This is a genomic window from Micromonospora sediminicola (assembly GCF_900089585.1).
In the GTDB taxonomy this organism is placed as follows: Bacteria; Actinomycetota; Actinomycetes; order Mycobacteriales; family Micromonosporaceae; genus Micromonospora; species Micromonospora sediminicola.
Map to the genome: position 1 here is coordinate 1 of NZ_FLRH01000004.1, position 13763 is coordinate 13763.

Genomic DNA, 13763 nt, shown 5'->3' on the forward strand with positions numbered 1-13763 from the left:
GAAGACGTATAGAAAGTTCTCAGATGCCCGCACCTGCCCGTGTCCGGTCTCGGGACCTGCGTGACACATCGGTGTCAGGACCTGGGTGACACTCCGCCGAGTGTTGGTGGAGATGAGCGTGATGGAACAGCGGTATCGAGCCGTCCAGGACGTGCTTGCCGGATCCACGGTCACGGACGTCGCCGAACGATTCGGGGTCTCCCGCCAGGCGGTGCACCGCTGGCTGGCCTGGTATCAGGACGAGGGCTTGGAAGGGCTGGCGGACCGGTCCAGCCGGCCGCGTTCCTCGCCTGGCCAGACTTCTCCTGAGGTGGAGGCGCTGATCTGTGAGCTGCGCCGGGATCACCCGCGATGGGGTGCCCGTCGCCTGCTCTATGAGCTTGGCCGTCGTGACTGCCCGGGTCCGATCCCGTCTCGGATCACCGTGCATCGGGTGCTGATCCGGCACGGCCTGGTCGATCCGACACCTCGCCGGCGTCGGCGTGAGGACTACCGGCGATGGGAACGTGGCCGGCCGATGGAACTGTGGCAGATGGACATCGTCGGCGGTATTCAGCTGGCCGATGGCGGTGAGGCGAAGGTCGTCACCGGCGTGGACGACCACTCCCGGTTCTGCGTCATCGCCGCCGTGGTCCGCCGGGCCACCGGTCGGGCGATCTGTCTCGCCTTCGCCGAAGCCCTGCACAGGTTCGGGATTCCCGAAGAGGTCCTCACGGACAATGGCAAGCAGTTCACTGCCCGGTTCGGCCGCGGCGGCGGTGAGGTGATGTTCGACCGGATCTGCCGAGAGAACGGCATCACTCACCGGCTGACCAAGCCCCGCTCACCGACCACCACCGGCAAGGTCGAACGGTTCCACCAGACCCTGCAACGCGAACTACTCGACGACGTCGAGGTCTGGGCCACCCCGGAAGAGGCCCAAGCAGCGATCGACGTGTTCCGGCACGAATACAACACCGAACGGCCGCACCAGTCCCTCGGGATGGCGTTCCCGGCCGACCGTTTCACCGCCAGCCGGCTGAGGAACAGCTGCCGCTGCGGCTGCCGCCAGCGCTGGCCACCACCATCCCTGCACCCCGCCGGCCACTGCCAGCAACACCGGCACCGACGCCTCCAGCACCCGCCGGGCATGCCGTCGCCCCGCCAGTGCCGGTGGCCGCCAGCGGGGACGTTGGCCTGGCCGTAGAGGTCACCCGCCTCGTTCCCGCCTCGGGCAACCTCACCGTCTGCGGACAGCAGTTCTGGCTCAGCCCCACCCGCGCCGGACTTCCGGTGACCCTCTGGGCCGACACCACCGTCGTTCACCTGCTCGTCGACGGCGTCCGACTCAAGACCGTCCCGTCCCGACTTACCCCTGCGCACCTGCGCCAGATCCTCGCCGACGACGGCCAACCGGCCGGGCCACCACCGATCACCACCGGCACCATCCAGGCCGGCGCCCCGATCGAGGTCGAACGGCTCGTCAACGCCACCGGCCTGATCGGCCTCGCCGGCCGGCAACACCCCGTCGGCTACCACTTCGCCGGCAGGCGCGTCACCGTCCGCCTCGACCGCGGCCTCATGCAGATCACCGCCGACGGCGTCCTGCTGCGCAGCCTGCCCAACCCGCTGACACCGGCCGAAGTCGCCCGCATCCGCGACGCCCGCCCCGCCGGACCACCACCAACACCGGCACCCGAACCCCTGCGGGTCGAACGCCGCGTCAGCTGCCGAGGATCCCTGGTCATCGCTGGTCAACGCATCCACGTCGGCATCGCCCACGCCGGAACCACCCTCACCGTCGAAGCCGCCGACACCACCTTCCGCGTCCACGACGGCGACCAGCTCCTCAGCGAAGTGCCCCGCACCACCACCAAGCCCATCGCCCGGTTCAAGGTCCGCAAACCCGAACCACCCAGACAGAAGACGTCCACCCGGGAAGGGATGGCATGATCACCGGCGTGACCGAACCCCCCGAACTGGTCATCGGACTCCCCAACGACGACCATCTAACGGTCCGCGTCATGGGAAGAATGCACCCCGGCAGCACCGACTACTGGGACGGCAACTGGCTGATCAGCCCGATCTCGGCCCACGTGGGCGGCTTCTCAGCACAGCTCGCCGCCGGGCTACGTGTCGATGAACTACAGACCTTCCGACACGGGCTAGAGCTGATCAACCAACAACTACGCGGCGAAGCAGTGCTCACCTCACTTGAACAATGGATCTCACTGACCGTGACCTGCCGCCCGAACGGCTCGCTGTCCGTCACCGGAGAGCTTGCCGACAATCCCGGCATCGGGAACCGCCTGACGTTCGCCATCACCGGCCTCGACCAGACCAACATCCCAGCGATGCTCACAGCCCTGTCGGCACTCGAAAGTGCCTACCCACTCCTCGGGCAGCCCTGACCCCCCCGTCTGAAGAACCCGTCAGACGGCCAGTCGCAGGAAAACCTCCCTCAACTGATCGCCAGCTACCCTCACCAGAGTTAGCAGTCGTCTAGCCGGACGTGTCACCCACGTCCCGAGACTGACCTGTCACGCAGGTCCCGAGACTCGACAGCCCGCACCTGCCCGCACCTGCCCGTTGTCCCGTCACGGAAGATGCTTGACACTCGCGTCCCAACACATGCTTGACACCAGTGGCTGGCTGGTGTTCACAGGGCGCATTCGGCCACGTACGCGCCTACAGCGCATCAATCGTCGCTCGCGGAACGGCTTGCACCTGCGCTTGAGTCTGGCTGGGCTGTTCGGCCCACTGGTGAAGCGCCTTCCCGTGCTGGAGCCCCTCTACTATCCGACCCTGCCAGCGCCACCTCAATGAATTCCAGGTGCTTCTCCCGCAATGCCCTAATCTTTTGGCGACGATCGGCACTAGCGGATGCAAATTCAGAGACGCGACCCTCAATCGACTTCTTTTGCTCCGCTAGCGCGCTCAACCCGTGCTCAATCACTCTCAATCTTTGCTGATTCAGTTCCGATCCTGCATCCTCCGAAGAATCAATCAGGTGGCGGTGTGCGCGGTACTTGATTTCAAGAGCGCCTAACTCCGCAATACGTCTTTGCGTGCGACACTGCAGGATCTTTTTTTGCAGAATAATCCAACGAAGAGTCACGATCGGGATAGGCATAATCAAGAAGCGGATAATGTGAGCCAGCAAGCGGGCATTTGTCCGCACGAGCAGTTCCAGCGCGGGATTTAGCACTAGCGAGGATACGCCCAGCGCAATTCCCCACGAAATTACCTTGACCCAGTATGGGTGTACGGTGCCGCCAGCCAACGCCTCGAAGCATTTTGGTATCGCGAAGGCGTACACGGTGAGGGGCGCAGCCCACACTAGGCCTTGCAGGCTCTTCAGAATGCGTCGTTCACCCGGAACCCACTTCGACATGATAGAGCGAGCTTCCACGACGATCGCCAATGCCAAGACTGGCATCGTCTGAGCGCCGGTAGTCCAGAAGTCTGAATCGATCAACTTTCCTCCGAACCCGGGCAGCACGAGCCTTGCAGGCGAGGATTGTAGTAACCCGTTGCGACAACCCCCGCTGGTTGCTTCTGCTGCAGAGATGCGTTGATCGTCCAACACAGGCACAATGGCGTATGTGACGAGCCCTGATCCAGAGGCGGAGTGGTGGACGACGTCGGAGGTCGCCGAGTACCTCGGCGTCCAGGTCGGCACCGTGAGTTCCTACCGGAACCGCGGCCAGATGCCGGAGCCTGACAAGACGCTCGGCCGCACCCACCTGTGGCGCCCGCAGACGATCACGTCTTGGCACGAGGGTCGGCCTCGGCTCGGGAGTCGCGCCGCTGACGTGAGCAACGGTCAACCCTGGACCGTCCTGCAAGTCTCGACGGCGGTAGAGACCCGGGACGCCGCCGTCGAGCTGGCGCGCCTTGTCGTTGAGGCGAGGCTTGCGGCCGGTGCGCAGATCGTCGGGCCGGTCATCTCGGCCTTCTGGCACCAGGGCGAGTTCGGCACGGGCGAGGAGTGGCAGCTCCTCCTGAAGACGCACGCTCAGCGCTTCGAGGACCTACGAGCCTTCCTCCAGGACCATCACCCTTGGCAGAACCCCGAGATCGCGGCCGTGCCGGTCGTGATGAGTTCAGACGAGTACGCCGCCTGGGTCGGCAGGACGCTCCTGTTGGACGTTGAGCCGTAGCGGCTACGTCCTGGAGCGCTCCAAGACTTCCCGGACTCCCGGCACGGCGGCGTGAACCCGCAGCCGTTGCAGGACCGGGTCGAGGCGCTGACGCGGTCGCACGGAGGCGACGCCCTCGGAAAGGTCCAGCACGCGGCCGGCGACCCGGGCAGCCTCCTCCGGCTCCCCCGCCGTGGCGTAGGCGTCCGCCAGCCAGCACGAGTACAGGGCCTTGTCTCGGGCGTGGGCGTCATCGAAGCCTGCTAGTACGTCCTCCAGGAGCGGAACCGCGCGCAGCGGCCGGCCAAGCTCTGCCCAGCATCGGCCGGTCATGATGGTCACCTCCTGGTCGTCAACCCACGCCGACCAGTCGGGTTCCTCGGTCGCGTTGCGACGCGCCAAGGCGGCGCGCGCCGTTGCCAGTGCCGCGTCAGTCTCACGGGCGTTGCCGACGACAGCGTGCGCCCAGGCTCGACGCTCGTGCAGCAGAGCAGTGACGGTGGCCGGGGAGTCGTCGCCGGCAGCGGCGCAAGAAGCCTCTGCGATCGCAACCGCTTCGCGGGGGTCGCCGCCAACTGTCTGATACGCCAGGAAAGCCAGCGCGTTGCCAGCGAGGTGAGGTGCTTGCGCTTGATTGGCTATCCCGTGACTTTCGCCGTATAGCCGCTTCGATAGGTCCAGGTTGCCCGCGTCGAACGCAGCCCAGCCAGCTTGTTGCGCCTGTTCCGCAAGAATTGCGAGCAGGCGCTGTTGGACCGTCTCGGTGTAGGTGCCGCCCGCCACGAGCTTCTTGGTCATCTCGTATTCGGACAGATACAGGCGAACGGTGTCGCCGCCTCCGAGGACGTCATCGAGGCGACGGAGCCTCGCCGTCCGTCGCGCAAGGACCTTCGGCAGCTCCTCGCCGAGCCGCCGCCCGGAGGAGAGGTCAGCGACGTCAACGGCACCGAGCAGGGTGCCGGCACCAACGGCAGACACGCGCAGGAAATCACGCCGATTCACGGTCTCACCTCGGGCATCTTGGGCCATCGCTTGGCTGGCCTCCCAGTCTCGGGGAGCCAAGCCCAGCATATGCCCCGGAATTCGCATGGCATCTGCGATAAGGCTGATCTTTTCGTATGTTGCGATACTGCCCTGTCCACGGGCGAGCGCACCTACTCTTTCGGCCTTGATAGAGCACGCATCCGCAATTCGCGAATAGCTGATGCCAGCCCATTTCCGAGCCAGCATGAACACTGTCCCAAAGTCATGCCGCGCGAGTGCGGCGCGCATGTCCTCGCGCTCCAGGACATGGCGCGGAATAGCTATCCCGCTGACTCGCTGCGACATGAACGCCTCCACCCCGTCGGTAGCTCCTCATCCACATCCGCCAGTGGCCTACCCATCATGGGTACCCCCGCCGGAGGGTCGAAAGAGCACTTCCCAGCCTCGCACTCTTACACCCAGGGATCAATACAGCGCGATGCGTCACCACCTTGACCTGTACTGAGTGAGTCAGTACGGTCAAGTCGGTACTGAGTCGCACCGCTGTCCCACGACAAGGGGAGGTTGGGCATGGCGAAGTCAGGGATGTTCGGTGAGCGCCCGGTGGGCGCGGTGACGCTGGTGGAGACGCCGGTGTCGCGGTCGTACGCGCAGAAGGCTCGGGTGGCGTTCCTCGTCGTGGCGGCGTCCGTCGCTCTGATGGTGGGCGCCACCGCTTCGGTGGCGCTGCCGCTGCCGCTGGCGGTCCTGGTTGGACTGCTGACCGGCGGGGTGTGCGGCTTGGTGGTCGCGTGTGTGGTCCGGGTGTGGCCGGCGCTGCGGGTGCTGTGGTGGTGGGCGGTCGAGATCGTCGCTGCGGTCACGGTGTTCGTAGGCATGGCGTACCTGTCTCGGGCGACGCATCCGGCGGTGCCGCTGGTGCTCCTGGCCGTGGTGCTGGGTGTGCTCTTCGGCGTCGGTCGGTTTCGTCGGCGGGTGTCGGCGTGGGTGTGGTGCGTGGTGGTGCGTCACCGGCTGCGGCTCTGCTTCACGGAGTTCATCCGGTCGGCGTCGCGGCTGCACCCGGGTCGACTGCCGCTGATCCTGTGGGCGCGGCCGACACCGGCCGGGGAGCGGGTGTGGGTGTGGCTGCGGCCGGGCCTGGACCTGACGGACCTGGACGGCAAGGCGGACAAGCTCGCGGTGGCCTGCTGGGCGGGTGAGGCGCGGATGGTCCGCGCGTCAGCCCGGCATGCCGCGTTGGTGCGGGTCGACATCACCCGTCGTGACCCGTTGACCGGCCTGGTGGCGTCGCCGCTGTCGGCCTGGGTGGCGTGGATGCGCGACGAGGACGCCCCGGTGTCGCCGGCTGTGCCGCCGGTGGACTTGGACCTGCTGGACGTTCCGGAGCCCGCGCCGCCGCAGCAGCGCAGCCCGCGCCGCTGACCTCGAAAACTCGCACACGTTGTGCGACGTGTGCCAGGTGGTGCCGCGCTCGGCGGCGCACCTCGGGAAACCGATCCAGGGAGGATCTGCAATGGCAAACGACACGACCGTGACGGTGGTGGGCAACCTGACCGCCGACCCGGAACTGCGGTTCACCCCGGCTGGGGTGGCGCTGGTGAAGTTCACCGTGGCGTCGACGCCTCGGGTGTTCGACCGGAACGCGGGTGAGTACCGCGACGGTGACCCGCTGTTCCTGACCTGCACCGCGTGGCGGGACCTGGCCGAGCACATCGCCGAGTCCCTGGCCAAGGGCACCCGCGTGGTGGTGGCCGGGCGGCTGCGGCTGTCGCGGTGGGAGAACGAGCAGGGCGAGAAGCGCTCCGCGTACGGCCTGGACGTCGACGAGGTCGGCCCGTCGCTGCGGTTCGCCACGGCGACGGTGAAGAAGATGGCCCGCACCCGCAACGGGGACGGGTTCACTCCGGAGACGCCGGCGGATGACCCGTGGTCGACCGCCGCGCCGGCGTCGGCGGCCTGAGCGGAGATGCGCTGATGTCGACGCTGACCGTTCCCGCCGTACCGGGTGGCATGCCCGCCGATGCGCCCGTGTCGATCTTCGACCCGGTGCATGTCGGGGTGGACGAGTTCGGCCACCCGGTGCGGGTCCCGCTGATCTACCGCAACTTGTTGATCGGTGGGGAACCGGGCGGCGGCAAGTCGACCCTGCTGAACCTGATCGTGGCTCACGCCGCCCTGTCGCTGGACTGCCGGCTGTGCCTGCTCGACGGCAAGCAGGTCGAGTTGGGCCAGTGGAAGAGCTGCGCCGACGTGTTCGTCGGCCCGGACATCACGCATGCCCTGGCCACGCTTCGGCGGATGCAGATCGTGATGGACAACCGGTACGCCTACCTGGAAGTGGCGGGCCGCCGGAAGACCCAGCGCGATGACGTGTTCAGCCCGATCCTCGTCGCCGTCGATGAGATCGCCTACTTCTCGGCCACCGTCGGGGACAAGAAGACCCGGGAGGACTTCGCGGGTCTGCTGCGGGACCTGGTGGCTCGGGGCCGGGCGGTCGGGATCATCGTCGTCGCGGCGACGCAACGACCCTCGTCCGACATCATCCCGACGAGCCTGCGGGACCTGTTCGCCTGGCGGTGCGCATTCCGGTGCACCACCAACGTGTCCTCCGACATCGTCCTGGGGCACGGGTGGGCCGACCGCGGCTGGTCGGCCAACACGATCAGCCCGACCAACCCCGGCGTGGGTCTGCTCATCGCCGAGGGCGGCACCCCGCAACTGATCAAAGCCGCGTACCTCGATGACGCGGCCTGCGCCCGCATCGCCATCCACGCTGCCCGCATGCGGGCTGACCGCAAGGAGCGTGCGGCATGAGTATCCGTATCCGACCCCGGCCGGCCACGTCGCCAACCTGGCCCGCCGCCGATGACCACCTGCCGCACCCGGACTGGTGCGCCCGAGGGCACGCCTGCGGCCTGGGCGAGCATCGGGCACAGCCGGTCACGCTCCGGGTTCCCGGTCGCGGTGTGGTGGTCCTGACCCGCGTGCTGGCCGCCGACGGCAGCCAGCACGCCGAGATCCGCACCCGCATCAGCCTCGCGCCCGGCGACAACAACGCCCGGGCGCACCTGATGCGGATCGTCACCGAGTTCGACGCGGCCCTGCGGCGGATGGTCCGCCCCCAGCGCCGAACCCCATAGAAACGGGCCGGCAGCACCGGGATTCGCCCTGAGAAAGCACCCCGAAGCCGCCGACCCGCCCCATCAACAGCCCGGAAGGAGCTGCCGTCATGCACGCTACCCAAAACACGGTCGCCGAGCAGGTGACCACCCCGGCCCGCACGCTGCGGGACGCCGCCCTGTACCTGTCCCGCCACGGCTGGACGCAGGGCGCCTACTACGACGCCACCTCAGGGTCGTTCACTCCCCCGGCCTGCTTGGTCGGCGCGGTCGGCATGGTCTGCTACGGCGGACCAGTCGACGCCCCGGCCCAGATGTTCGATGCCCCAGAGTTCGCTGACTTCAACGCCGCGTTGACCTACCTCGACTGGTACTTGGCCCTCCGGTTCGCCGACAGCCAGTACTACGAGCGGCTCGACACCGCCTACGACTTCAACGACGCCAAGGGTCAGACCGTCGACGCTGTCATCGCCGTTCTCAACGCGGCGGCCGACGCGTGGGACCGCACCAACGGCGGTGCGGCATGAACAAGAACACCGTCAAGCCCGGCTTGACGCGCACCCGCACCAAGCGCGCCAAGCGGTCGGTGGAGACCACCGAGTTCGACGCGTTCGTGCGGCGCATCCTGCGGGCGTACGCCCGTCGGGTCGCGGCCGGCGACATCGAGGCGCTGCGGTCGCTCGCGGCGCTGTCCACCGACGTGGACGCCATGACCCGGCTCGCTGTCACCGGTTTGCGCCAGCCTCCGTACCGGTACTCCTGGGCGGAGATCGCCGACCGGCTGGGCGTGTCCCGGCAGGCGGTGCAGATGCGCTACGCCGACCGCGCCGACCGTATCGCCCTGGACGAGCGGCTCATCCGCGCCGGCCTGGGCGTCACGGTGGCGACCCTCGCTCAGGTGTTCGCCGATCACCACTCCGGTAGCCCGGCCGCTTCGGTATGCCCGGGCTGCGGCTTCCGCTACCCCGACGGGGTGACGGACTGCCCGACCAACGCCACGGTTCGTCCGCTGCTGTACCGCCGACGTGGCGAGGACAAGCAGGCGCTCAGCGTGCTGACGCCTGACCAGCTTGCCGACCTGCACAACCTCAAGACCGCCCGGTCCAACCGGACGGCCACCCGTAGGGCGGCCCAACCCACGCCGCCGGCCTCCCGTCAGGAACCGACCCTGTTCGGCCCCGCTGACGGGAGGGCCACGGCATGACCATCAATCCGACCAACCTCCGGCCGGCGGCCGGTGAGCCCCGGTTGGCGTCGATCGCCTCGTGGGCGGTGCTGGCCGCGTCGTTCGGCCTGTCCGCCTCCACCTGGATCGCGCTGGCCGAACTCGCCGGCTTCACCGCTCACATCACGATCCCCGGCACCTCGGTCAGCCTCGCCCTGGCCTGGCTGATGCCCATCGCGGTCGACGGCTACGTGGTCGTCGCCCTGGTGCTGTGGATGGCTCCCGTGCCCGCACGGGTCGCCGCGTTCGCCAAGAAGAACACCTACGGTGCGGCCGGCATCGGCATCGCTGCCCAGTCGGCGTACCACCTGCTCCAGACCAACGCCAACACCGATGAAACCTGGCGCGTGGCCATGGCCGCGATCGTCGGCGCACTGCCGCCCGCCGTCGCCGGCCTGGCCGTGCACATGCGCGCCCTGATCCGCCGGGAAAGCGGCCGAACCCTGAACGCCGCCACCGGCACCGCACCGACGTTCCCGGCACCCGCCGAGACGCCAACCCCGACCATGACCGTTCCCGCCGTCCCGGCACCGACGCCCGGCCGGCCGGAGCTGCCCATCATCCCGACCATCGACACGGCCGAACCGGCACCGACGCCGGCTCAGCCCGAGATCCCGACCCCGGCCCAGCTCGCCACCCGGATCACCGCACCGCGACCGGCCCCGGCACCGGAGCCGGCGACGCCCCGGCCCGATGCGGCTGCCCGCCCCGCCCGTCCCCGTCCGAGCAAGCCTGATGTCACCCCGGCACCGACGTTGGCACCGTCCACCACCGACATTCCTGTCACCGAGTCTGACGCTGCCCAACTTCCGCTGCCGATCGTGGCCCCGGACCTGCTCGCCCGAGCGACCCGCGTCGCGAAGCAGTACCGCATCGAGCACGGCACGCCGATCACCCCGGGCCAACTGGCCGTCCGCCTCAAGGTGACCTCCGAGGAGGCCACGCAAGCCCTCGCGGTCCTGGACCTCGACCCCAACACCGACAACCGACCCGTCCGACCCGCCAATGGACGCCCCGTGAGGGCGACCCGTTGACCGTCTCGACGCTGACCGTCGTACCCGAAGCTTCTGCTTCGGGTACGGCCCCGTGCGCCGAGCCGCCCGCGCCACCCTGGTACGCCACGTCCTCCGACATCCGGCTGCAAGCCGCCGCCCGGCTCACCCAACCGGACCTGCCCCGCTGGCTGCGCCATGTCCGCCCGGCCGCCGGCTGCACCCGACCCGTCCGCCTGGCGGGCACGATGGCGACGGTGGAGGCCGCGACCGGTCGTCTGTTGTCGGAGCGGTCGACGGCCGACATGCCCGACGGTGTCATCTACAAGCCGTGCGGCAACCGCCGCGCCTCGGTGTGCCCCACCTGCTCCAAGCTCTACCAGCGCGACGCCTACCAGGTGGTCCGCGCCGGCCTCGTCGGCGGCAAGGGCGTGCCGGAGCAGGTCGCCCACCACCCGGCGGTGTTCCCCACCTTCACCGCTCCGTCCTTCGGCGAGGTCCACACCCGCTACGTCAAGCGGCACACCTGCACCCGCCGCACTGCCTGCGACTGCCGGCCCGAGCCCTGCCACGCTCGCCGGGACTCGGCCGTCTGCCCGCACGGGGTGCGGCTGGTCTGCTTCGCCCGCCACGAGAACACCGACGCCCGGTTGGGCACGCCGCTGTGCCTGGACTGCTACGACCACGACGCGCAGGCGGTCTGGAACCTCTCGGCCGGGGAGCTGTGGCGGCGCACCACCATCAGCATCAACCGCTACATGCACCGGCTGGCGAGGGCGCGCGGCATCCCGGACGTGCCGGTGACGTCGCCGCGTACCGGCAAGACCCGCTGGGTGTCGCCGGTGCGGCTGTCGTTCGGCAAGGCCGCCGAGATGCAACGGCGCGGCGTCGTGCACTTCCACGCCATCATCCGCCTCGACGGCCGCGACCCCACCGATCCGGACGCCATCGCGCCGGCCCCGCCGCAGCTCGACGCCGCCGACCTGGTCGACGCCGTCGACCACGCCGCCGCTACCGTCGGCTTCACCACCGCCGACCACCCGGCCCACCCGGGCGGCTGGCCGATCGCCTGGGGCGAGCAGGTGCTCACCAAGGTGATCACCGTGGCCGGGCGGGGTGCGGTGACCGACGCCCAGGTGGCGGCGTACTTGGCCAAGTACGCCACCAAGTCGACCGAGGTGACCGGCCACGCCTCCAACCGGCTCACCGCCGACAGCATCGACATCTACGCCGACCCGGCCGGCAGCCACACCGAACGCCTGATCGACGCCTGTTGGATGCTCGGCCGTCCCCGCGACTGGCGGCGGCTACGGCGCTGGGCGCACATGCTTGGCTTCGGCGGCCACTTCCTCACCAAGTCCCGCCGCTACTCGGTCACCTTCGCCCTGCTGCGCAACCAACGCGTGGTGTTCCGCCGCGCCCAGAGCAGCGGGCCGGAGGAAGCCGCGGCCGGCACCGAGCCGACCACGCTGGTGGTCAACTTCCTGCAATTCGTGGGCGCCGGCTGGCACACCACCGCTGACGCGCTGCTCGCCAACGCCTCCGCCGCGATGGCCCGAGAGCACCAGGACTCCGCGCGCGAGTACCTACAGACCCTCGTCGCCTGACGCGCGATTCAGCGTCAAGCCCGCCTTGACAGTGAAACCGACAACCATGGGGATCCGATGAGCATTGATGTACCAGCAGCACCCGGCGCGCTGCTGACCACAGAGGAACTTGCCCGGCTCGTGAAGGTCGACCCGTCCACCGTCCGACGGTGGCGCACCGCCAACCCGGTCCAGGGGCCGGCGTTCATCCGGCTGTCCACCCGGGTCGTCAAGTACGACCCGGAGGACGTACGGGCGTGGCTGGGGCGGCACCGCACCGATCCCGAGGAATCGGCTCGGTGACCACTCCCCTGCTCCCGATCGGCGTCGCCGTCTCCACCGACGTCGAGCACCGACCCGGCCGGCCGAACCCGTACCGTGCCCGGGTCCGGTGGGTCGATCCGGCGTCCGGCCGACGCCGCTCCAAGTCGCAGGCGTTCTCGGACGCCGAGCAGGCGCAAGCCTGGCTGGGCACCATGCAGCGCGCGGCGCGGGGCGGCGTCGACCCGGACGCGGCATCGATGCGGCTGGCACAGTACGGCGAGAGCGTGATGCGCCTGGCCCTGCGCGGCCTGGAGGGCAAGACGCTCGACCCGTACTTGGCGGGGTGGCGTAGGCGGGTCGTGCCGACGCTCGGCCACCTGCCGGTCCGGCTGATCACCAATGGTGCGGTGGATCGGGCCGCGCACGGCTGGATCGCCGAGGGCTGTGGCCGGTCGACGGTGAAGAACAGCCTTGCCGTCCTGGTGCGGGTCCTGGAGCAGGCGGTGCGGGACGGTCTGATCGACCGCAATCCGGCGCGGCTGACCGGGTGGCAGCGGGAGTACCAGCGGGCCGAGGACGAGTTGGACAACCCGCGTTCCCTGGCGCTGCCGGACTGGACCGCGCTGGCCACCCTGGCGGCGGCGCTGGTCGAGCGCTCGCACGGCCGCTACCCGGGCTGGGGTGAGGTCGTGATGTTCGCGGCCGGCACGGCGGCCCGCATCGGCGAGGTGTCCGGCGTGCGCAAGGGCGACATCGACCGCGACACGTGGCTGTGGACGGTGCGTCGGCAGACCACCACCGGGCCGGGCGGCCTGGTCGACAAGGGCACCAAGGGCAAGCGGGCGCGGCAGGTGCCCATCATCGGCGAGCTGCGGCCGATGGTGGCCGCGAAGCTCGACCGGCTTACGGCGGATGACGGCCGACTGTTCGTGGGCCCTCGCGGCGGCCGGATCAGCACGGCGGTGCTACGTGATGCGACGCACTGGGACGAGGTGGTCGGCTCGCTGGGGTTCGAGTATCTGCGGCGGCACGACCTGCGGCACACCGGGCTGACCTGGATGGCGGATGCCGGCGTGCCGGTGCATGTCCTACGGAAGATCGCCGGTCACGGCTCGCTGATGACGACTCAGCGGTATCTGCATCCGGATCGTCAGTCGATCCGGGCCGCCGGTGAGGCGCTGTCTTCGCATCTCACCGGCCTGAGGTCCCCAAATGGTCCCCAGCGGGGCATCGCATGATCGCGCGAAATGCCCTTCTACCTGCGTCGGGACGGCCGGATTCGAACCGACGACCCCTTGACCCCCAGTCAAGTGCGCTACCAAGCTGCGCCACGTCCCGATGCCCCCGCGCGGTCTCCCCCGCAGCAGCCGGTACAGCTTAGCGCAGGATCTTCGCACCGTGCGCACAGGCCCCTCCCGCGCCACACCCCCTAGAGCGTCCTAGGAGGGTGGCCTGCCGGGAAGGGCCGG

Annotated in this window: 14 protein-coding genes, 1 tRNA gene and 1 pseudogene; 13 read left to right on the forward strand and 3 right to left on the reverse strand. The window is 69.1% G+C overall.

What is annotated here, in order from left to right; translation table 11 throughout:
* The first annotated feature begins 112 nt into the window (after positions 1-112).
* Both GA0070622_RS33725 and GA0070622_RS21420 read left to right on the forward strand, forming a co-directional pair.
* Positions 113-1932, forward strand: a pseudogene (locus GA0070622_RS33725) (IS481 family transposase).
* Positions 1929-2390, forward strand: coding sequence for a WapI family immunity protein (locus GA0070622_RS21420; RefSeq protein ID WP_091568513.1), 462 nt, complete (start codon positions 1929-1931; stop codon positions 2388-2390). Before GA0070622_RS33725 ends, GA0070622_RS21420 begins: the two are co-directional and overlap by 4 nt.
* A gap of 287 nt (positions 2391-2677) precedes the next feature.
* On the opposite strand, the gene GA0070622_RS32125 is transcribed toward GA0070622_RS21420, so the two are convergent.
* A complete protein-coding gene (locus GA0070622_RS32125; RefSeq protein WP_141684606.1) occupies positions 2678-3565 on the reverse strand; it encodes a hypothetical protein in 888 nt (295 codons plus the stop codon).
* Positions 3566-3794: 229 nt separating this feature from the next.
* On the opposite strand from GA0070622_RS32125, the gene cutA reads away from it, so the two are divergent.
* Complete coding sequence (gene cutA / locus GA0070622_RS33590; protein WP_342672783.1) at positions 3795-4142, forward strand: divalent-cation tolerance protein CutA; 348 nt, start codon at positions 3795-3797, stop codon at positions 4140-4142.
* A 3-nt stretch (positions 4143-4145) separates the two neighbouring features.
* Here cutA and GA0070622_RS21430 read toward each other — a convergent pair whose 3' ends face one another.
* Complete coding sequence (locus tag GA0070622_RS21430; protein ID WP_218060612.1) at positions 4146-5462, reverse strand: NsdA family TPR-like regulatory protein; 1317 nt, start codon at positions 5460-5462, stop codon at positions 4146-4148.
* Positions 5463-5675: 213 nt separating this feature from the next.
* On the opposite strand from GA0070622_RS21430, the gene GA0070622_RS21435 reads away from it, so the two are divergent.
* The 10 genes from GA0070622_RS21435 (at position 5676) to GA0070622_RS21475 (ending at position 13532) form a co-directional block, all read left to right on the forward strand.
* A complete protein-coding gene (locus tag GA0070622_RS21435) occupies positions 5676-6530 on the forward strand; it encodes a hypothetical protein (protein ID WP_091576662.1) in 855 nt (284 codons plus the stop codon).
* Between the two features lie 91 nt (positions 6531-6621).
* Positions 6622-7068 carry a single-stranded DNA-binding protein gene (locus GA0070622_RS21440; RefSeq protein ID WP_091576665.1) on the forward strand — a complete coding sequence of 149 codons (447 nt, stop codon included), beginning with the start codon at positions 6622-6624 and terminating at the stop codon, positions 7066-7068.
* Positions 7069-7082: 14 nt separating this feature from the next.
* Positions 7083-7922, forward strand: a complete 840-nt coding sequence (locus GA0070622_RS21445; protein ID WP_091577791.1) for an FtsK/SpoIIIE domain-containing protein — start codon at positions 7083-7085, stop codon at positions 7920-7922.
* A complete protein-coding gene (locus tag GA0070622_RS32130) occupies positions 7919-8248 on the forward strand; it encodes a hypothetical protein (protein ID WP_141684607.1) in 330 nt (109 codons plus the stop codon). Before GA0070622_RS21445 ends, GA0070622_RS32130 begins: the two co-directional genes overlap by 4 nt.
* 89 nt (positions 8249-8337) lie before the next feature.
* Entirely contained in the window at positions 8338-8754 is a 417-nt protein-coding gene (locus tag GA0070622_RS21450; RefSeq protein ID WP_091576668.1) for a DUF6197 family protein, read from the forward strand.
* On the forward strand, positions 8751-9431 hold the full coding sequence (locus GA0070622_RS33595; protein ID WP_342672779.1) for a hypothetical protein: 681 nt from the start codon (positions 8751-8753) through the stop codon (positions 9429-9431). The genes GA0070622_RS21450 and GA0070622_RS33595 overlap by 4 nt, the downstream gene beginning before the upstream one ends.
* Positions 9428-10486 carry a hypothetical protein gene (locus GA0070622_RS21460; protein WP_091577823.1) on the forward strand — a complete coding sequence of 353 codons (1059 nt, stop codon included), beginning with the start codon at positions 9428-9430 and terminating at the stop codon, positions 10484-10486. Before GA0070622_RS33595 ends, GA0070622_RS21460 begins: the two co-directional genes overlap by 4 nt.
* Entirely contained in the window at positions 10483-12051 is a 1569-nt protein-coding gene (locus tag GA0070622_RS21465; protein ID WP_425412779.1) for a replication initiator, read from the forward strand. Before GA0070622_RS21460 ends, GA0070622_RS21465 begins: the two co-directional genes overlap by 4 nt.
* Before the next feature lie 57 nt (positions 12052-12108).
* Positions 12109-12333: a helix-turn-helix transcriptional regulator gene (locus tag GA0070622_RS21470; protein ID WP_091577826.1), complete on the forward strand. Its 225-nt coding sequence runs from the start codon at positions 12109-12111 to the stop codon at positions 12331-12333.
* Between the two features lie 173 nt (positions 12334-12506).
* The gene (locus GA0070622_RS21475; protein ID WP_245666941.1) at positions 12507-13532 is read left to right on the forward strand and encodes a tyrosine-type recombinase/integrase; all 1026 of its coding nucleotides are present in this window, start codon (positions 12507-12509) and stop codon (positions 13530-13532) included.
* Between the two features lie 26 nt (positions 13533-13558).
* Here GA0070622_RS21475 and GA0070622_RS21480 read toward each other — a convergent pair.
* Positions 13559-13632: transfer RNA gene (locus GA0070622_RS21480), tRNA-Pro, on the reverse strand.
* Positions 13633-13763: the final 131 nt, after the last annotated feature.

Excerpts from the sequence above, each read along its gene's own strand:
- GA0070622_RS21420 (WP_091568513.1), top strand. The coding sequence starts at position 1,929 with ATGATCACCGGCGTGACCGAACCCCCCGAACTGGTCATCGGACTCCCC.
- GA0070622_RS21435 (WP_091576662.1), top strand. The coding sequence starts at position 5,676 with ATGGCGAAGTCAGGGATGTTCGGTGAGCGCCCGGTGGGCGCGGTGACG.
- GA0070622_RS21440 (WP_091576665.1), top strand. The coding sequence starts at position 6,622 with ATGGCAAACGACACGACCGTGACGGTGGTGGGCAACCTGACCGCCGAC.
- GA0070622_RS21445 (WP_091577791.1), top strand. The coding sequence starts at position 7,083 with ATGTCGACGCTGACCGTTCCCGCCGTACCGGGTGGCATGCCCGCCGAT.
- GA0070622_RS32130 (WP_141684607.1), top strand. The coding sequence starts at position 7,919 with ATGAGTATCCGTATCCGACCCCGGCCGGCCACGTCGCCAACCTGGCCC.
- GA0070622_RS21450 (WP_091576668.1), top strand. The coding sequence starts at position 8,338 with ATGCACGCTACCCAAAACACGGTCGCCGAGCAGGTGACCACCCCGGCC.
- GA0070622_RS33595 (WP_342672779.1), top strand. The coding sequence starts at position 8,751 with ATGAACAAGAACACCGTCAAGCCCGGCTTGACGCGCACCCGCACCAAG.
- GA0070622_RS21460 (WP_091577823.1), top strand. The coding sequence starts at position 9,428 with ATGACCATCAATCCGACCAACCTCCGGCCGGCGGCCGGTGAGCCCCGG.
- GA0070622_RS21470 (WP_091577826.1), top strand. The coding sequence starts at position 12,109 with ATGAGCATTGATGTACCAGCAGCACCCGGCGCGCTGCTGACCACAGAG.
- GA0070622_RS21475 (WP_245666941.1), top strand. The coding sequence starts at position 12,507 with ATGCAGCGCGCGGCGCGGGGCGGCGTCGACCCGGACGCGGCATCGATG.